A 19357-nucleotide genomic window follows, 5' to 3' on the forward strand; every position below is an offset into this window, starting at 1 on the left:
TAGTATTTGTCTTGTCTCAATTAGGAAAATTCCATTTTCGGGAAACTGAGTTGTACTTATCGCTTTTCAGCAATTCTTAATTTTGCACTTCTGGCTCTATTATTTTCTTTTATTTCAGCAACATCCGGAACAATTAGTTTTCCAATGGTTTTGAAAGGAACAGAAAAATTTCCAAAAAAATCCCGTTCAGGTTCTCCCTCAAACATTCCGTTTTTTACAAACCTTTTTACTAATCTGTCCTCTAATGAATGGTAAGATATTACACTCAATCTTCCGCCCGGATTCAATATTTCTAAGGATTGTTCCAAAAACTCTTTCAAAACATCCATCTCCTGATTCACTTCAATTCGAATGGCCTGATAAATTTGTGCCAATATTTTATTTTTGACTCTTTCGGGTAAATAGCGGGCCAAAACCTCTTTCAATTCATCTGTTGTTTTGATGGGCTTTAGCTCTCTGGCTTCTATAATTGTTCTTGCCAAAACGGGAGCATTTTTTAATTCTCCATAATCCAAAAAAACTCTCTTTAAATTTGCCTCATCATATTCATTCACCACGCGGAAAGCATTCAAATCATTTTTCTGACTCATTCTCATATCCAATCCAGCATCAAAACGAGTAGAAAAACCTCTTTCAGGAACATCAAACTGATGGGACGAAACTCCTAAATCAGCTAAAATTCCATCCACACTTTTCACCCCATAAAAACGCAAAAACCGTTTTATAAAACGGAAATTTTCATTAATCAGCGTAAATCTTTCGTCTTTCAGGGTATTTGCCAGCGCGTCTTCGTCCTGATCAAAAGCAAACAACTTTCCGTTAGGCCCAAGCCGTTTCAAAATCTCTTTTGAATGACCGCCTCCGCCAAAAGTTACATCAACATAAATGCCGTCAGGCTTAATATTTAAACCATCTACAGATGCTTGAAGCAAAACTGGATTATGATATTCCATTGTCGTCGTCATTTATATTTCCCATTACTTCCTCGGCCAAATCTGCAAAATCAACATCTTCGCCACTTATTGATTTTTCGTATAAATCTTTATCCCAAATCTCAACAATATTCACTGCTGATGAGAATACCACTTCTTTTGCAATACTGGCAAAAGTCACTAAATCCTTAGGTACCAACAATCGTCCCAAAGCATCGATTTCAACCACTTTGACACCAGCAGTAAACCGGCGGATAAAGTCATTGTTTTTCTTTACAAATCGATTTAGTTTATTGATTTTTTGCATCATCAAATTCCATTCCTGCATAGGATATAATTCCAGACACGGCTGAAAAACAGAACGCTTCAAAACAAATCCGTTTTGAAGTGAAGTAGCCAACTGCTTTTTCAAGGGTGCTGGCATGAGCAGCCTTCCTTTAGCATCAACTTTACATTCATATGTCCCGACAATTGTATCCAAACAAAAAAAGTGTTAAATGGTGTAGAGCAAAAATATAAAAAATATTACCACAATCTACCACTATATACCACTTTGTTAATAAGTTTAACCGCTTTTGGACAAAAACGTATAATTTATGCACAATCAGAACATTAGCTCTGTTTTATTTTATTTGTAAGAAACATAATGTTATAAAAAAAAGAGGATAAAACACAAAGAATTTTCAATTTTTTGTAGTAATAACAAAAGTAAAAAAAAGCGAAAAAGCATCTTCATTTTGGAAAAAAACTACGCTGTTTTTACATCACTAAGGATAATTTTACAATTAAAAATTGTTGTAAAAATTCATTTTTATTTATTAAAACCTATATTTGTCAAAATTGAAAATCGGGATTCAAAAAAAATGGAAAAACACTATAAAAAAGAAGGTAGGTACAGCTATTATGAAGCTGGTGAAGGAACTCCAATTGTCATCTTGCATGGATTGATGGGAGGACTCAGTAACTTTGACGCGGTTGCCAGTTACTTCTCTACAAGAGGATATAAAATAATCATTCCAGACTTACCCATTTACACTCAAAATATTCTGAAAACGAATGTAAAAAGTTTTGCAAAATATGTTAAAGACTTTATCACATTCAAAGGTTTAGAACGCGTCATACTTTTAGGAAATTCATTAGGTGGTCATATCGCTTTGTACCACACTAAAATGTATCCCGAAAAAGTTGCAGGTCTAGTTATAACGGGTAGTTCGGGACTTTATGAAAGTGCCATGGGTGACAGTTATCCAAAAAGAGGAGATTACGAATACATTAAGAAAAAAGCCGAAGATGTGTTTTATGACCCGAAAGTAGCTACAAAAGAACTAATTGATGAAGTTTACGCGTCTGTAAATGACCGAATAAAACTGATTAAAACACTGACAATTGCCAAAAGTGCCATCCGTCATAATATGGCAAAAGATTTGCCAAAAATGCATGTTCAAACTTGTATCATTTGGGGGAAAAATGACAAAGTTACGCCTCCAGATGTTGCAGAAGAGTTTCATAAATTATTACCTAATTCTACTTTATACTGGATTGACAAATGCGGCCATGCTGCGATGATGGAACATCCAGATGAGTTTAATCGTTTGTTAGAAGAATGGTTGACCAACACCCATTTAGCAGTACATTAAACTCAATAGGAGAATTTTACACCTAGAAAAAATGAAAATTAATACCGCCGAATTTGTTATCAGCAACTCTGATGTAACTAAATGCCCAAAAGATTTTTTACCTGAATATGCTTTTATTGGCCGATCAAATGTGGGGAAATCTTCGTTGATCAACATGATAACGAACCAGAAAAAATTAGCAAAAACATCTGGAAGACCAGGAAAAACTCAACTGATAAATCATTTTTTGATTAACAACAATTGGTTCTTAGTCGATTTACCCGGTTATGGATATGCCAAAGTTTCTAAAAAAACGAAATCTATATTTCAGGAATTCATCACTGATTATTTTGAAACCAGAGAGCAACTGGTTTGTGCATTTGTTCTGATTGACATTCGTCATGAAGCGCAAACCATCGATATCGAATTTATGTCCTATATGGGCGAAAGCGAAATTCCTTTTTGCATTGTTTTCACCAAAGCAGATAAAATCAGTAAGGTAAAAATAGATTCGCATGTTGCAGCTTACAAAAAGAAAATGTTCGCTAACAATTGGGCCGAAATGCCACACTACTTTGTGACTTCAGCAACTGAATCAACAGGTAAAGAAGAATTACTAAGCTATATTGACGAAGTAAATCAAGAGGTTTTCAAGAATAACAGTCAATTTTAGAAACCAATAAAGAAAGTATAAAAAATCCCAAAACTTAAGTTTTAAAGTTTTGGGATTTTATTTTTAGAATTGAACTTACTCTATTTTGTCAAATCCAGTTTCTCTGCAAAATAATCACAGAAATCTTTCATCGTATCCGCCATTTTCTCATCATCAGTAGCGCGCTTAAATGTTTCTGACATTGCCACTAAAGTCTGGTGAAAGAAAATTTTCATCTCATCCACTGGCATATCTTTGGTCCATAAATCGATTCGCATACTTTCTTTTGCCTTGCTGTCCCAAACCGACAGCATAATTGCTTTTGCCTCTTCTAGTTCTACTCCACCGTCTTTTGCAGACCACATTAATTTTTCCGGAACACGATTTTCATCTAATTCAATTAGAAATTTAATTTCTGATGTATTTTTATTTGACATTATTTTTTGGGTTTGTATTTTGATTTCACAAATATTTCTTTTGCGCTTGTTTTTAGCAAATCAGCAATAGGCACTTCATTATTTTTCATGTAAGAGCGAACCATTTGCCAACCAATCCAGGCTCCAACTTGTCCCGGCGATTCATTATCAATTTCTAAATAAAATTTAGAAAATGGAGCTGGATTTATAAATCGGGGAATTAACTTTTGATCATTACTGTAAAGCATTTCTTTCTCAATAAAATAACGCCACATGTAACTTTCATTTTCTTGACACCACGTTATTTGCTCAGGAGTATACCCCATTTTTTCGGCATCAGTATATTCAGGCAAAAGTAAATCCTTTAAATACAATTGCTTTCCGTAATAAATCATTTGACTCAACAAATCTTTTTGCGTTACAAGTGGGATTTTGCGTGCTGAAAAACTCGAAACTATATCCGGAGCGATTTGTCTTTCCTCAAAATTTTGTTTTAAATAATTTGGAAACTGATAAAACTTATGCCCTTTTCCTAAATACAATTCCAGTGAAACAATTACCAGACTATCCGCATAAATAGCTTTATTATTATAATCCATTTCGGAGATTATGGTAATTACTTTTGGTGATTTTGTTTCTGGAAAATAATATTTAATATGTTTAAAAAGTGTAGTAAGCTCTTGTTTTACAGGTTCAAAATCAGCATATTTTTTTTGAACTTCCGTGTACAATTCTCTCCATAACGGATCCCGCATTTTATTTAACCAAACACTGTTGTCATTTCCGGCCGGGAAAAAAAATGGAAATTCTTTTTTTACTTTCTCTAAATCTTTTGGTTCGGTTTCAAAAAATATCTTATCAAAACGCTCCACCTTTATATTCAAAGGAATTGCTGTCACAGCACTTTCAACTTTAGTTTTCTTGTCACAGGATAAAATAACGAGACAAAAGACTACAAGAAAAACATATTTTTTCATATATATTAATTAAATTTGTTTCCAAAGAATTCTGGGAAACGAATGCATAACGAATTGATTTTGCAAATATACATTCCTGCTTTTTAAAACGTTAATTATTATGACTAAAAAAAGTAAAATCGAAGTTGATAAAGTAAATAATCAAATTGTAAACTGGTTAAAAACGTACGCTGAAAATGCAAAAGTAAATGGATTTGTAATTGGCATTTCAGGTGGTGTTGATTCAGCAGTTACCTCAACACTATGCGCGCAAACAGGATTAAAAGTTTTATGTGTGGAAATGCCCATTCATCAGGCAGCATGCCATGTAACACGAGCGCGTGAACACATAGGACAATTAAAACAACGATTTCCTAACGTAATAAGTACCGAAGCCGACTTGACGAATCTTTTTGAAACGTTCAAAAATGCAATTCCTGATGATTCAAATACCGAAAAAGTTCATCTCGCACTCGCAAATTCACGTGCGAGATTAAGGATGACCACTTTATATTATTTCGCAGGAATACATGGATTATTAGTTGCAGGCACCGGAAACAAAGTAGAAGATTTTGGAGTGGGTTTTTATACGAAATATGGCGACGGCGGAGTAGATTTAAGTCCAATTGCTGATTTAATGAAGTCTGAAGTCTTTCTTTTGGGAAATTATTTAAAAGTTCCAGAGTCTATCTTAAAGGCATCACCAACTGATGGATTATTTGGTGACGACCGAAGCGATGAAGATCAGTTAGGAGCCAGTTATGATGAATTAGAGTTGGCGATGTTAGCAAATGAGGCCGGTAAAACAGCGAAAGATTTTTCAGGAAGAGAAAAAATTGTTTTTGAAATTTACAAACGATTAAATCTCATTAATCAACATAAAATAATGCCAATTCCCGTTTGTTTTATCACAAAATGATAAAGAAATGATATTTTATATTGATTTACAATTAATTACAGAATTTATTTATTAATTTTACATTTCCAATTACAAACAATTCTAAAAATTTAAAATTATGATTAAAGTATGTATAGCCGATAACTACCCTGTTGTGCATTTTGGAGTAAAATCTTACTTTAAAGATAATGCAGACATCTCAATAGTTGCCAATGTCGGCAATTTCTTGATGGTACGGGATATCCTTCAAACAAAAGACATTGATGTATTAGTATTAGATTTGGAGCTGGAAGGTCTTTCCAGTATTTTTGAGATTAAAGCGGTCTTAAAAAACTTTCCAAAAACAAAAATTATTATTTTCAGTGGGCTTTCAGAACAAATTTATGCGCCAAATGCCATAAAAGCCGGAGTATCTGGCTTTGTGCATAAATCAGAAAAGTTAGAAACTTTAGGAATTTCGATTGTAAAAGTTTCCCAAGGTAAGATAATCATGAATGAAACCGTGAAGAAAAACTTAGCCTTGATTGCTAAACAAAGTAAAAGCGAACGTTTGTACCGCAAGCTTTCTAACCGTGAGGTAGAAGTTTTACGTTATTTAAGTGGAGGAAAAAAGAATCATGAAATTGCTGAAATTTTAAACCTCAACGAAAAAACGATTTCTACTTACAAACTGCGATTGTTAACCAAACTGAACGTTACTAATCTTGTCGATTTAGTAGACAAAGCTAAAAAATTAGAGATTGTTTAGTAATATCTAGAAATTACTCTTCCTATTTTTTTTGAAAAAGAATGATTTAATGTGTTGTAACACATATTCAAACACAGAAGCTCTGTATTATCTGTATCAGGTTCAGATGATACAGAGCTTTTTAATTTATCAATTTGGAAGAAAAAATCATATTCCTTCAATGATAACGCACCACAACTCTCCCTAATTTTTTTGAAAATTTCCCTCTTAATTCAATATAATTCATCACTAAAGAAAGTGACTCCGTATTATTCGAATCTGGATCATTAGAAACAGAATTTTTTAGCCCTTCGATAATTTCACTGAGTAAAAACCATCTTAAAGTAAGTAATGTATCAGAGACATCCTGATTTAGCATTTCTTCTTTAGTTTTAGGAAAAATATTTTGACCTACCCAATTATGCAATATATTTTTCTCATCCTCCATTATTATGTTAGTCACTTCAACTGGGATACCTGACTGAAAATGATTTATATATTTCTCAAGTCCAGAATCCTCATTCTGCAAATAATAATCTATCAAATTTTTATAAATCTCCCTAAATATAGGACTGGCAAATTCGACTTCATCATCTTGCAAACTCAAATAAATTTTCTGAAAAACTTTCAATTCTCTAATTTCAGTAACATCTACTATTTCTCCTTCATCATTTGACTTTAATAGAACTTCTTCAAAATTTTCAGTTTTATTACCGTAAAGCAAAAGAATTTCAATTATTTTACGTTCAAATCCATATAAAGAATCGACTTTATCGGTCTCAACTCCGTCTTCATTTTTAACATAGTCAAAAGCATTCTGCAACTCTTTTTGCTTTTGTTTTTTTCCAACTTCAGCAACATCTTTTTGAACTAATTGCGCCAAGGTACTTTGTAAAACCTGCTCCGAAATATCCATAATTCGGGAACATTCCTGAATATAAATTTCACGTTGAATCCTGTCTGGAATTTTTGAAATACTTACGACCATATCCCGAATTAAGTCGGCTTTTTTGATAGGATCATTCTTGGCTTCATTCATCAAAAGCGATGCTTTGAACTGAATAAAATCCTTAGCATTATTTTCGAGATATAAAACTAAATCATCATAGGATGTTTTTTTGGCAAAGCTGTCCGGATCTTCACCATCAGGAAAAGTACAGACTTTTACATTCATACCTTCTTCAAGAATCAAATCAATTCCTCGAACTGATGCTCGTAAACCGGCTGCATCCCCGTCAAAAAGCACCGTTATATTTTTAGTCAATCTATTAATTAATCGGATTTGGTCAGGCGTCAATGCAGTTCCAGATGAAGCTACAACGTTCTCAATCCCAGATTGATTGAATTGAATTACATCCGTATATCCTTCAACAAGATAACAATTATTTAATTTCGCAATGGATTGTTTGGCTTGAAAAATACCATACAACACTTTGCTTTTGTGGTAAATTTCACTTTCAGGGGAATTCAGGTATTTTGCCGCTTTTTTATCATTTGTAAGAATACGACCTCCAAAACCAAGAACTCGTCCTGACATGCTTTCTATAGGAAACATCACACGGCCTTTAAACCTATCAAATGGCCTGTCATCTCTAGGAATTGTAAGTCCCGTACTTTCCAGAAACTCTAATTTATATCCTTTGCCTAAAGCTTCTTTGGTAAAAGCATCCCAACTTTCAGGCGAATATCCTAAACTAAATTTCTTGATAGTCTCATTCGTAAATCCTCTTTCTTTAAAATAAGAATACCCAATTGCTTTCCCTTCTTCCGAATTTAAAAGGGTGTTATTAAAATAGGTTTTTGCAAATTCCGATACCAAATACATACTTTCCCGAACATCCGTAAGCGCTTTTTCTTGATCGGTTTGCTCCGTTTCTTCAATTTCAATATTGTATTTTTTAGCTAAGTACCGAATGGCTTCCGGGTACGTAAAATGAGAATGCTCCATTAGGAAAGCCACGGAATTTCCACCTTTTCCAGAACTAAAATCTTTCCAAATCCCTTTAGCCGGCGAAACCATAAACGAGGGAGAACGCTCTTCAGAAAAAGGGCTCAAACCCTTCCAGTTACTTCCTGCACGTTTTAAGTTTACAAAATCACCAATAACCTCCTCTACTCGAGCAGTTTCGAAAACAATATCAATAGTAGCTTTTGAAATCAAATTATATAAAATATTTAATAGTTGAAGAGGGTGTAAAAATACGTAAATCAAAGTTTATAATTAATATCTAAAACAAAAAAAGCACTTCTTTCAAAGTGCTTTATAAGTATAAAACGAACTAAAACAATTTCTAATTGAAATCAAAACGCAGTCCTAACGAAACGTTGTTTTGCTTTACCAAATTCTCTTTAAACAAAGGATTCAAATCATATTTCAAGTACAAACTGGTCGATCTATATCCAATATAAGAACTCAAACCATAAATAAAATTACTGGCATTAAAATCCCCTTTAGTTCTTTCAGTAGCTTTCAAATCATTGTCATCATACTTTATAATTTGCTTTGACTTCAAATTGATTCCTGCATAACCACCGATACCAAAACGAACACTTTGATGCGTTCTGAAAAATGGTATATTGTCTTTCATTTTTTTAGCCGAAAAATCAAACTCTAAATGAATTGGCGCCACTAAATATACATTTCTGAAACGAGAATCTGTAATATCAATAGAATTAATAACCAGATTAGTCTCTTTCCCATTGATTACAAAACTACGATTATCAGTAGGACGAAGATTATTGTACATTAGGGACAAGCCATATTTAGCATGAAGTAAATTGTTGTTTTTTGCGATTCTGCTATTATAAGAAACGCCTATTTCAGAAAAATCAGAACCTAAATACCTGAAATCTGATTTTTCGACACTTTTATTAGTCACCACATTATTCAATCCTGTAGCAAAAACTACCTGACTTGTAGTTCGTTTTGATTGTCGGTCTTCTTTGTCTCTTTGGCCGTTGTAAACTTTCATGGATGTAATATTGATTTCTCTTTTATTCTTCCCAATGGAATCAGTACTACTTCCTATAATGAAACTTGTACTACCACTATTATTTCCATTTTCTTCATCAAACTTTCCATCAACTTTATCTTGAATTAATTGATTTAATTTTCCCTCTTCAATAGCGACTTTTGTTTCAATATTAGCGGCGCGTTCTTCCGCTTTTTTCAATTTGAGTTCTTCTACTTTTTCTTTAGAAATTATTCCTTTTGCAACTTCTTTATCTAAAGCATCTATTTCAGTTTTTAAAGCATTTTTCTGAGTGTCCGTTATTGTTTTAATTTGATTGGCAATTGCTTTTGCTTGGGTCTCAAATGGAATTGATTTATGATCTCTTCCTTTAGTAAATCCCGTTTCAGGTGTAGTTTCATCAACTAGTTCTAAAACAATATCTTTAAACCAAACCTGACCTGTTTCATCTAATAAAACTCCGTATGAAACAGAAGTTGCATCTGCTGGTACGTGCAATACAATTTCATATTTAGCCCAATCTTTTGTGCCTTTTATGGGATTTTTGCGCATGTTATCAAAAGCCAAAACAGCCACATCATAGTAATCCACACGCATCCATAAACCAGCCCAAGATTTAATATTTTCACATTTTAAATATCCTGACATTTTTACCGTTTTCCCTAAGTATAAGTCTGGTTTTATTGTTTTCATGATTGTACCAAAACCATTGATTTTGTTTTTAATCGATTTAATGGTTAAAATATTTTCTTCTTTGAATTCGGGGTTCTTTTCAAAACTCCTTTCATAATTTGGTGACGCAGGTTCCCAATAAGTCCAGTCTAGAATATTTTTATAATTGCCTTTTTCTTGCGCATTTACTTTTGTTAAAAAGGCAGATAAAAGTAGTACTGTGATTAAAATAATTTTCCGCATGATTTTCGTTTTTTGATTGATGATTGATTTATATTTATTCTTCGTAATTTCTATTGACTAAAACTGTTTTTATGGCATTAAAATTTTTGTTGAATTTGTCCAATGCTGATTCCCTAAAAGATTGATTTAATTCTGTTTCAGCATTTGACAATAAACTGTTTGGATTTATTGAAATAGCTTTTCTAGTTTTTTCAATTGATCTATCGGCAACTTTTGGTTCAAATTTAGTATTGCTAACGTCTGCCAATAATTTTTCTGCTGAAACGTATCTATTACCGCTTGTTAATGGAAAATTCTTGTTTTCAGAAGTATTAACTATGTCGTTATTCTCTTTTGTTGGATTGATGATTGAAACCTCCTCCTCTTTAGTATTAAGTTGTTTTGGATGCTTTTTTAAAATAGTATTGTTGGCAACAACTTCATGTTCCTGCACTGTTGTTTTTTTAATTTGGCCAGGCAAAACTGCTTCATTGATTATTTCTGGCTCATTTAAATTACTGACATCTTTTTTTTGTTCCAAAACTACCGGAGTATCTTTATTTATTTTTACAGTTTCAGAATTATTAAAAAAAACTGTTCCTATCAATAAAAATCCAACAAAACTTGCCGCTATAAACAACCAAGGAAACTTTGTTTTTGGTTTTTCAGCGACCGTAAGCATTGCATCCAGTTTGTCCCAAGCCATTTCTGATGGTTTGATTTCCCTGGCGTTTAACTGCTCTTTTATTTGTATTTCAAATTTATTCAGTTCCATACTCATAATTTTTCTTTTTACTAATCTGCCCTTGCAGCATTTTCCTGGCATGCGACAATTGCGATTTTGATGTTCCTTCATTAATCCCCAACATAGTGGCAATTTCGTGATGTTTGTATCCTTCAATAGCATATAAATTAAAAACCATTTTATAGCCATCCGGCAAACTATCAATCATAAATTGAATATCGTCTATTGAAAATTGGCTTTCGATGTTGTTGCAGCTTTCTTCAAAATAGGTTTCCTCTTCAATGTATTTGAGTTTTTTTTCAACTCGGATAAAAGAAATACATTCATTTACCATGATTCTCCTAATCCAACCTTCGAAACTTCCTTTAAACTGAAAATTCTTCAAATTCGTAAACGCTTTCATAAAAGCAGTAATCATGATATCTTCGGCCTGATGAATGTCTTTTATGTATTGGCGGCAAACGCTTAACATTTTTGGAGAAAATTGGGTATAAATCTGCTGTTGCGCCTGTCGATTGTTTTCGACAGCCAACTGGATTAATTCATTTTCCCCGTGATGTAAGTTGATTACTTTCATAAATAATTTCAATGGCAAAAATCAATTTCAATTTCAATATCTCTCATTGCTATTGCAATAGATTCTTGAAATTAAACTTCATCTCTATTAACATAGACGATTGACAATGCAAAAAGGTTGCATCTTATCTATTAAATTTTTTTGATTTTAAAGTTGGAATATAAAAAAAGTCAATGAAAGCAATCGGTAACGAGAGAAAATATTCTAAAAAAAAATTACTTTTTTCTTTCAATGACGTAATTAACCATCAAAATTAATGCGTCTTTAAACTCTGAATTTATATAATTATCCAGCAACAAAAGTGCTTCTTGCTGAAATTCAACCATTTTTTGTTCCGCATAAAGCAAACCGTCATTGTTTTTTACAAAAGCAATAACTTCTTTGACGCGTTTTTTATCTTTATTATGGTTTTTGATGGAATTGATAAGCCATGTTTTCTCTTTTGAAGTACATGTATTCAAAACATAAATGAGCGGTAAAGTCATCTTTTGTTCTTTGATATCAATTCCGGTTGGTTTCCCAATAGCTTCATCGGTATAATCGAATAAATCATCTTTTATCTGGAAAGCCATGCCAATGAGTTCTCCAAATTTCCGCATGTTTTCTACCTGAATTTCATCCTCGATAACGGATCTTGCCCCTAGAGCACAACAAGCAGCAATAAGTGTCGCTGTCTTTTGTCGAATAATTTCATAATAAATATCCTCTGTGATGTCAAGTCTTCTTGCTTTTTCAATTTGAAGTAATTCGCCTTCGCTCATTTCACGAACCGCGACAGAAATAATTCGAAGCAAATCGAAATCTCCATTATCAATAGAAAGTAATAATCCCTTGGACAATAAATAATCACCAACCAAAACAGCAATTTTATTTTTCCAAAGTGCATTAAGGGAGAAAAAACCTCTTCTGCGATTACTATCATCTACAACATCATCGTGAACTAATGTGGCGGTATGAATCAGCTCGATAACGCAAGCTCCACGATACGTTCTTTCATTTACTATTCCAGCCGAAACCATTTTAGCAGTCAGAAAAACAAACATAGGACGCATTTGCTTCCCTTTTCTGTTGACGATATAATATGTAATTCTATTTAACAAAGCCACTTGTGAAGTCATCGATTCGTAGAACTTTTTTTCAAAAAGTTCCATTTCGTCAAAGATGGGCTGTTTTATTTGTGAAGTAATGTTCATTGGAGTTCAAATATACTGCTTTCCAAATAAAAAAACAGCAACTATTTCACAGCATTCCCTTTTAAAATTTTTAGTTACATATTACTTGAATTAACTCAAATTCTATTAATAATTTAAGTTCAATTCCACGAAATTGTATTGCTAAAAAAAATTACGTAATTCAAAGCAATAGTTATCGCTATGAATTTTCATAATTCGTGGACACCTTTTTATGCTTCTTTGTTGGCGAGTTGCCCACAGGCAGCATCGATGTCTTTTCCGCGGCTTCTTCGCACTTTTACCACAATTCCGCTTGCTTCCAGTGCTTTTATGTATGCATTAATTGATTCTTCTGAAGCTTGCTGAAATTCTCCATCGTCAATTGGATTGTATTCGATCAGATTCACTTTACAAGGAACGTATTTACAAAACTTTACCAAAGCATCGATTGAAGCCTTATTATCATTAATATCTTTCCAAACGACATATTCGTAAGAAATTTTACTTTTGGTTTTTCGGTACCAATATTCTAAGGATTCACGTAAATCTGCCAAAGGAAAATTAGCACTAAACGGCATAATTCGGGAACGTATTTCATCGATTGCTGAGTGTAATGAAACTGCTAATTTAAATTTCACGTCATCATCTGCGAGTTTTTTTATCATTTTGGGAACTCCAGACGTTGAAAGCATAATTCTCTTGGGAGACATCCCTAAACCTTCCGGAGACGTAATCATTTCGATTGCTTTCAAGACATTATTGTAATTCATGAGCGGTTCTCCCATTCCCATAAAAACAATATTTGACAGCGGATGATTATAATACAAACGACTTTCTTTATCTATAGCAATAACCTGATCGTAGATTTCAGCTGGCTCCAGATTTCGCATTCTTTTTAAGCGCGCTGTGGCGCAAAAATTACAATCCAAACTACAACCTACTTGACTGGACACACAAGCTGTAGTTCTTGTATTTGTGGGTATCAAAACCGACTCAACGACCAAACCATCATGCAAACGTACCGCATTTTTCACGGTTCCGTCTTCACTGCGCTGCATCGTATCTACTTTAATGTGATTGATAACAAAATGTGTTTCCAGCATGGTACGTGTTCCTTTAGAAACATTTGTCATGTCCTCAAAACTATGTGCACCCTTGCTCCACAACCATTCATAGACTTGGTTACCCCGAAAGGCTTTATCATTATTAGCGACAAAAAAATCGCGTAGTTGTTCTTTTGATAAAGATCGTATGTCTTTTTTCTCAATTTCCATGCTGCAAATTTAATGACAATTTGTTGATTTGTTGATTTGATAATTTGATAACTTTGCTCTCAATTGAAAAAAGTTTAAAATAATGCATTTCATTTCCCAAGAATTAGAAGATTATATCGAACAACATTCTGAAAAAGAACCGGCTTTACTGGCGGCTTTAAACAAAGAAACTTACCAAAAAATTCTGCTGCCGCGAATGTTGAGTGGGCATTTTCAAGGTCGGGTTTTGAGTATGTTGTCTAAATTGATTCGACCGATTAATATTCTGGAAATTGGAACATATACTGGTTATTCCGCTTTGTGTTTGTGCGAAGGCATGCAGGAAAACGGACAGTTGCATACAATTGACATCAAAGAAGAATTACTTGATTTTCAAAGAAAACATTTTGACAAATCACGTTGGGGGAAACAAATCATTCAGCATTTAGGTGAAGCAGTTGGCATCATTCCAGCGCTTGAATTGAAATTTGATTTGGTTTTTATTGACGCCGATAAAGAAAATTACCGGAACTATTTTGAATTGATTCTTCCAAAAATGAATAAAGGCGGCATAATTTTATCGGACAATGTACTGTGGAGCGGAAAAGTTTTGGAGCCACTGAATCCTAAAGATTTGAGCACAAAAATATTGCTGGAATACAATCAATTATTAGCAACGGATCCCCGCGTAGAAACCGTTTTACTACCTATTCGCGATGGATTAACGGTAAGCAGAGTTCTTTAATATAAAAAGTTCTATTAATAACAAATGTGCTAGCCCTGATGGAAGCGGCATCCTTTTCTAGTCCTGAGCTTTTTTCAGGACTAGAAAAGATACAGCGGACAGCAGGAAATTGCTCCTACCAATTAATAGGTTGCGGAAAATATCTTTCTTGTGCTATTTTGTATACAATAAAAATCAAAAATCCAGAAATGAATCCGAACAAATAGCCGGATAAAATGTCTAATGGATAATGCAATCCCAGATAAATTCTGCTGTAAGCAAAAATTAACGGCCATAAAAACAGAAAACCGAAAAATTTAATTTTATCTTTAAAATTAAAATATAAAAATGTCGCGACTGCCATTGAGTTTGCTGCATGTCCCGAGAAAAAACTAAATGAGTTTCGGATTTGAACGATGCGTATATACGAATTGATTTCTGGATTATTACAAGGACGTAAACGTTGGAATCCGTTTTTGAACAAATTTGTCGTTTGATCTGTAAACGTAACTAATACCGCTACAAACAATAGTAAATAAAGCGTTTGTTTTGCTCCCAGTTTTTTAAAAATAACATACAACAAAAGTAGAAATAGTGGAATCCAATTGCTTTGTTTGGTAATGAGTAACCAAAGCCCGTCATAGGTCTTTGATCCTAAACCATTTAAAAACACAAATAATTCCGTATCCAAGGAAAGAAAATTTTTCAACATTACACCTGACGTTTTATAGGTCCTGTAATGTCTTCTGTCTCTTCTTTCGCAGTTTCAATCGGAGCGGTAGTATCTGCCAATAAACTGTCTTTAGCTTTATTAATTTCGGAGGTAATATTTCCGGTGATGTCGTTAAATTGCGTTGTATCACCCAATAAATTGTCCTTGGCTTTATTAATTTCTGAAGTAATATTGCCTCTGAAATCGCTCAATGATTTTGTGTCAAATCCATTGGCCTCTGCACCTTTTTGAATTTCACTTTTGATATCATTTGTAGCATTTTTCAGTTGTGCCATTGCTTTACCCATAGTGCGGGCAATTTCCGGTACTTTATCTGACCCAAAAAGCATGAGTACTATAAACATGATAAAAATTAATTCGCCTCCACCTATGCCAAACATATTTTTTTATTTTTGATTACTACAAAGATATTAAATTTTGAATCTTTGACTTTTAATTTTTTCATAAAAAAAAAGACTCTTTTCAGAGTCTTTTTTTGCAGTATTTGTTTGTCTAATCGAATTTGGACTTTACTTCTTCTTTTGGCCAAGTATTATTAGTCACATCGATATCCGCCGTCTCTAACTTTGGATCTACTTGGATTTTTTTAATTGCTTTTTCAGTCGCGTAAACTTTCTTAGCGGTATCATTGTTTTTTCTCCAAATTTGAGCTGGATATTTGAACGTTTCTTTTGAATTATCATCATAAGTTAACTCAACGATAATTGGCATTAACATTCCTCCCGGTTTGTTGAACTCTACTTCATAGAAATATTTAGGCGATTTTAATTTTGTTTTTTCATCAGCAGTAAAGTTTTTATTTACATACTCCGATAATAAATTTACATCTGAAATAGCTAATGCTTTCTTATCTTTAGCGGATAATTCTTCACTTGATCCGGGAACTAAATATACGAAAGGTCCTTTTTCCTGACCAAAACGTCCTCTTCTTACGACAGCGTCTTTTAATTCTTTAGTTGCAGCCTCAGAGACGTAATATTGTTTTACTTCTTTCACTCCGATATCTACAAAATCAGTGGAGTAAAACCATCCTCTGAAAAACCAGTCTAAATCTACTGCCGATGCATCTTCCATGGTCCTAAAAAAGTCTTCCGGAGTAGGATGCTTAAATTTCCATCGGTTTGCGTATACTTTAAAAGCATGGTCAAATAATTCTCTTCCCATGATTGTTTCTCTAAGAATATTCAATCCTGTTGCCGGCTTACCATAAGCGTTTGCACCAAATTGAACTATTGTTTCAGAGTTAGACATAATAGGCTCTAAAAAATTTTGATCACCACTCATATAAGGAACAATTTTGCTTGCAGGACCACGACTGGAAGGGAAATTCGTTCCCATTTCCTGTTCGGCCATGTATTGCATAAAGGTATTCAATCCTTCATCCATCCAAGACCACTGACGCTCATCAGAATTGACAATCATAGGAAAAAAATTGTGTCCTACTTCATGCACCACTACTCCAATCATACCGTTTTTAATACGTTCGCTGGTCACTCCTTTTTCGTCAGGACGCCCATAATTCCAGCAAATCATTGGGTATTCCATACCTTGATCTTCCGCAGATACTGAAACCGCTTTTGGATAAGGATAATCAAATGTATGTGCAGAATAACTTTTCAGCGTATGTGCTACCGTTCTTGTTGAAGTTTCTCCCCATAAAGGATTACTCTCTTTAGGATAAACTGAAATTGCCATTACCGTTTTCTCACTTAATTTAACTGCCATAGCATCATAAATAAATTTTCTGGAAGTGGCAATTCCAAAGTCCCTTACGTTTTTAGCGCTAAATCTCCATGTTTTCTTCTTATCAGAAAATCCTTTTTCGGTTGCTTCTGCTTCTGCTTGTGTTACGATAACAACTGGATTATCGTATGATTTCATAGCTAATTCATATCTTTTTACTTGTTCCGGAGTAAAGACTTCGCTTCTGTTCATCAGCTCTCCTGTTGCTTCCATAACGTGGTCCGCAGGCACGGTAATATTTACATCAAAATTTCCAAAAGGCAATGTAAATTCTCCCGTTCCCCAGAACTGCATATTCTGCCATCCTTCCACATCATTATAAACCGCCATTCTAGGATAGAACTGAGCAATTACATATAACTTATTTCCGTCTTTTTCGAATAATTCATATCCTGAACGACCACCATCTTGTCTGTAATTATTGATATTGTAAGACCATTTGATTGCAAAAGAAAATTTTTCACCAGGTTTCAATGGCGCTGCCAAATTGATACGCATCATCGTTTGATTGATGGTATACGACAATGAGTTTCCTTTAGCATCTTTCACAAACTCGATGTTGAATCCACGCTCTAATTCTTGTTTCAAAAATTTATTAGCAAAGTTTCCTGCCGGAAAAACCTGTTCCATTCTTTGGCTTTCTGCCAATGGAGTCTGTGAGTTTTTCGCAGCTTGATTTTGGTCTAATTGTACCCATAAATATTCTAAAGTGTCCGGGGAATTATTGTAATAGGTAACGGTTTCTGAACCGCTTAATCTAGAATTTTTGTCGTCAAGCTCAATGTTGATTTTATAATCCGCTTGTTGTTGATAATAAGCTGGACCTGGTGCCCCTGAAGCAGTACGAAACATATTAGGTGTGGCTAACAAATCATACATTTGGCTAAACTTATTGGTGTCGTACTTTCCGGCTGGTTTTGGCGCGACTGGAGCCGTTTTTTCCTGTGCAAACAATAATGCAGGGAAAAATAATAATAAAGATAATTTTTTCATAGTTGGAAATCTGGTTATTTCAATGTGTGAAAATAATAATTTTAAGTAGATGTATCTAAATTAATTAATATTTTAACACTTCCTTGGATGAAGACTCCGTAAAAAGTAACGTGTTTTTGACTCCCAAAACATTAAAATGCATAATGTTCTGTTGCTCTGAATTACCTTCGGTGATTACTGCATTATAGATTTGCAGCGCATTTATTTTTTGGATTTCTTTCATGCTGAAATAACAGATGAGAACATCGCCTTCCATTTCTTTGCTTAAAAAATTGACGGGCTTTGCCTGACCGTTTACCTTGATGTAGAATTTTTCATTGAAGTATTTTTTCAAAAGAGTTACATCTTCGACAGTTTCATTTTCTGAACCCAAATTACTTTTCTTACCATACTTTTTTCCCACGGCATTATTTAAATCATCCACGAATATACGAGCTGTTATTTGAAGCATTTTCTTTTCCGGAGCGTAATTCACTTGATACAATGCCACATAAAACTTATGTACATTAAAAGATGTTAACGTTAAAGACAGTAACCCAAAAAAAGTAATTAAGATTGTTTTTTTCATTTTTGTGTAGTAGTAATTCTTTTAAATTCTTCGTTCTTGGTGATTAAAAAATCGATTAATAAAAACTCATCTTCTTCTTTCAAAAGATTTTTTGATTTTGGATCGTTTTCGCAATAATCCAGAAAAAGACCAATTTCTTCAGTTTTCAACCTTAAAGTATTGGTAAAAAAATAGCGGTCCAAACCTTTCGAAACTGCATCAGAAAAATCTTCTTGCGCATTCAATCCTGCTTGTTCAGCCGAATCTTTTTTAAATACTTTGGAAACCATTTTAAATATTTTAACAAAATCCATTCCATTTTCTATAGTTCCGTCCGAAGGCATGGTTCTGTTTACCGGGGAAGATTTCGCATCGTCAGTAAATTGCATGTCTACAATTCCTTGAGAATTACCAATGGCTGGCTTTATATCAGTTTTACCTTTTACAATTACTTCTTTCAAAACTGTAGTTTGCATTTCTAAAGCAACCACAAACAACGGTTTAGAAAAATCTTTCCCCTGCAGTACTATTTTTTTGGATTTAAAAGAAGGGCTCGAAACCAGCAAAGTATCTTTGGCCTTAGCCAAAATGTCAAAAAAACCCTGATTGCTGATAAAAGTTCTCGTTTTCGAGTTCAGATTAAAAACATAACCGTTGTCCACCAAAGCTAATTCATTTACAAACTGACCGTGCAGTGACTTTCTGTTTTCGTTTTGCCCAAAACAATGTTGGCAAAAGAAAAGCAAACAAAGAATTTTTATTGTCGTTTTCATCTCGATGTTTTAAGTTTTGTATTTTATATTCCAG

Annotated in this window: 20 protein-coding genes; 5 read left to right on the forward strand and 15 right to left on the reverse strand. The window is 33.7% G+C overall.

The features are described 5' to 3' along the window. Nucleotides 1-56: 56 nt before the first annotated feature. A complete protein-coding gene (rsmH, locus tag ACP7AQ_RS14350; protein ID WP_426095947.1) occupies nucleotides 57-965 on the reverse strand; it encodes a 16S rRNA (cytosine(1402)-N(4))-methyltransferase RsmH in 909 nt (302 codons plus the stop codon). Then, a complete protein-coding gene (gene mraZ, locus ACP7AQ_RS14355) occupies nucleotides 940-1413 on the reverse strand; it encodes a division/cell wall cluster transcriptional repressor MraZ (RefSeq protein ID WP_426090982.1) in 474 nt (157 codons plus the stop codon). Before mraZ ends, rsmH begins: the two co-directional genes overlap by 26 nt. 382 nt (nucleotides 1414-1795) lie before the next feature. On the opposite strand from mraZ, the gene ACP7AQ_RS14360 reads away from it, so the two are divergent. Both ACP7AQ_RS14360 and yihA read left to right on the forward strand, forming a co-directional pair. After that, a complete protein-coding gene (locus ACP7AQ_RS14360; protein WP_426064181.1) occupies nucleotides 1796-2569 on the forward strand; it encodes an alpha/beta fold hydrolase in 774 nt (257 codons plus the stop codon). Nucleotides 2570-2600: 31 nt separating this feature from the next. Further along, nucleotides 2601-3221, forward strand: coding sequence for a ribosome biogenesis GTP-binding protein YihA/YsxC (gene yihA, locus ACP7AQ_RS14365; RefSeq protein ID WP_426064182.1), 621 nt, complete (start codon nucleotides 2601-2603; stop codon nucleotides 3219-3221). Between the two features lie 80 nt (nucleotides 3222-3301). On the opposite strand, the gene gldC is transcribed toward yihA, so the two are convergent. Both gldC and gldB read right to left on the reverse strand, forming a co-directional pair. Continuing rightward, on the reverse strand, nucleotides 3302-3637 hold the full coding sequence (gene gldC, locus ACP7AQ_RS14370) for a gliding motility protein GldC (protein ID WP_426064183.1): 336 nt from the start codon (nucleotides 3635-3637) through the stop codon (nucleotides 3302-3304). Beyond that, the gene (gldB, locus tag ACP7AQ_RS14375) at nucleotides 3637-4593 is read right to left on the reverse strand and encodes a gliding motility lipoprotein GldB (RefSeq protein ID WP_426095948.1); all 957 of its coding nucleotides are present in this window, start codon (nucleotides 4591-4593) and stop codon (nucleotides 3637-3639) included. The genes gldC and gldB overlap by 1 nt, the downstream gene beginning before the upstream one ends. Nucleotides 4594-4693: 100 nt before the next feature. Here gldB and nadE point away from each other — a divergent pair, with 100 nt between their 5' ends. Together nadE and ACP7AQ_RS14385 are read left to right on the forward strand one after the other, a co-directional pair. After that, complete coding sequence (gene nadE / locus ACP7AQ_RS14380; RefSeq protein WP_426095949.1) at nucleotides 4694-5491, forward strand: NAD(+) synthase; 798 nt, start codon at nucleotides 4694-4696, stop codon at nucleotides 5489-5491. Nucleotides 5492-5588: 97 nt separating this feature from the next. Next, nucleotides 5589-6218 carry a LuxR C-terminal-related transcriptional regulator gene (locus tag ACP7AQ_RS14385; protein ID WP_426064186.1) on the forward strand — a complete coding sequence of 210 codons (630 nt, stop codon included), beginning with the start codon at nucleotides 5589-5591 and terminating at the stop codon, nucleotides 6216-6218. A gap of 157 nt (nucleotides 6219-6375) precedes the next feature. Here the strand turns inward: ACP7AQ_RS14385 and dnaG are convergent, their stop codons facing one another. The 6 genes from dnaG to rlmN form a co-directional block, all read right to left on the reverse strand. Next, the gene (dnaG, locus tag ACP7AQ_RS14390) at nucleotides 6376-8358 is read right to left on the reverse strand and encodes a DNA primase (protein WP_426090979.1); all 1983 of its coding nucleotides are present in this window, start codon (nucleotides 8356-8358) and stop codon (nucleotides 6376-6378) included. A 130-nt stretch (nucleotides 8359-8488) separates the two neighbouring features. Beyond that, nucleotides 8489-10084 (reverse strand): coiled-coil domain-containing protein, encoded by a 1596-nt coding sequence (locus ACP7AQ_RS14395; protein ID WP_426095950.1) that lies wholly within the window; start codon nucleotides 10082-10084, stop codon nucleotides 8489-8491. A 34-nt stretch (nucleotides 10085-10118) separates the two neighbouring features. After that, on the reverse strand, nucleotides 10119-10838 hold the full coding sequence (locus tag ACP7AQ_RS14400) for a hypothetical protein (protein WP_426095951.1): 720 nt from the start codon (nucleotides 10836-10838) through the stop codon (nucleotides 10119-10121). Continuing rightward, entirely contained in the window at nucleotides 10825-11385 is a 561-nt protein-coding gene (locus tag ACP7AQ_RS14405; RefSeq protein ID WP_426095952.1) for an RNA polymerase sigma factor, read from the reverse strand. The genes ACP7AQ_RS14400 and ACP7AQ_RS14405 overlap by 14 nt, the downstream gene beginning before the upstream one ends. A 215-nt stretch (nucleotides 11386-11600) precedes the next feature. Further along, nucleotides 11601-12578, reverse strand: coding sequence for a polyprenyl synthetase family protein (locus tag ACP7AQ_RS14410; RefSeq protein ID WP_426095953.1), 978 nt, complete (start codon nucleotides 12576-12578; stop codon nucleotides 11601-11603). 209 nt (nucleotides 12579-12787) lie between these two features. Next, the gene (rlmN, locus tag ACP7AQ_RS14415) at nucleotides 12788-13831 is read right to left on the reverse strand and encodes a 23S rRNA (adenine(2503)-C(2))-methyltransferase RlmN (protein WP_426064197.1); all 1044 of its coding nucleotides are present in this window, start codon (nucleotides 13829-13831) and stop codon (nucleotides 12788-12790) included. 82 nt (nucleotides 13832-13913) lie between these two features. Here rlmN and ACP7AQ_RS14420 point away from each other — a divergent pair, with 82 nt between their 5' ends. Continuing rightward, nucleotides 13914-14555, forward strand: a complete 642-nt coding sequence (locus tag ACP7AQ_RS14420; protein WP_426095954.1) for an O-methyltransferase — start codon at nucleotides 13914-13916, stop codon at nucleotides 14553-14555. Nucleotides 14556-14670: 115 nt separating this feature from the next. Here the strand turns inward: ACP7AQ_RS14420 and ACP7AQ_RS14425 are convergent, their stop codons facing one another. The 5 genes from ACP7AQ_RS14425 to ACP7AQ_RS14445 form a co-directional block, all read right to left on the reverse strand. Next, complete coding sequence (locus ACP7AQ_RS14425) at nucleotides 14671-15246, reverse strand: phosphatase PAP2 family protein (RefSeq protein ID WP_426090969.1); 576 nt, start codon at nucleotides 15244-15246, stop codon at nucleotides 14671-14673. After that, entirely contained in the window at nucleotides 15246-15647 is a 402-nt protein-coding gene (locus ACP7AQ_RS14430; RefSeq protein WP_426090968.1) for a Sec-independent protein translocase subunit TatA/TatB, read from the reverse strand. Before ACP7AQ_RS14430 ends, ACP7AQ_RS14425 begins: the two co-directional genes overlap by 1 nt. A 112-nt stretch (nucleotides 15648-15759) precedes the next feature. Beyond that, complete coding sequence (locus tag ACP7AQ_RS14435; RefSeq protein ID WP_426095955.1) at nucleotides 15760-18003, reverse strand: M1 family metallopeptidase; 2244 nt, start codon at nucleotides 18001-18003, stop codon at nucleotides 15760-15762. Between the two features lie 64 nt (nucleotides 18004-18067). After that, nucleotides 18068-18571 carry a DUF6702 family protein gene (locus ACP7AQ_RS14440; RefSeq protein WP_426095956.1) on the reverse strand — a complete coding sequence of 168 codons (504 nt, stop codon included), beginning with the start codon at nucleotides 18569-18571 and terminating at the stop codon, nucleotides 18068-18070. Then, nucleotides 18568-19323 carry a hypothetical protein gene (locus ACP7AQ_RS14445; RefSeq protein ID WP_426095957.1) on the reverse strand — a complete coding sequence of 252 codons (756 nt, stop codon included), beginning with the start codon at nucleotides 19321-19323 and terminating at the stop codon, nucleotides 18568-18570. Before ACP7AQ_RS14445 ends, ACP7AQ_RS14440 begins: the two co-directional genes overlap by 4 nt. Nucleotides 19324-19357: the final 34 nt, after the last annotated feature.

The sequence above is a fragment of the Flavobacterium sp. DSR2-3-3 genome (assembly GCF_049896585.1).
Classification (GTDB): domain Bacteria; phylum Bacteroidota; class Bacteroidia; order Flavobacteriales; family Flavobacteriaceae; genus Flavobacterium.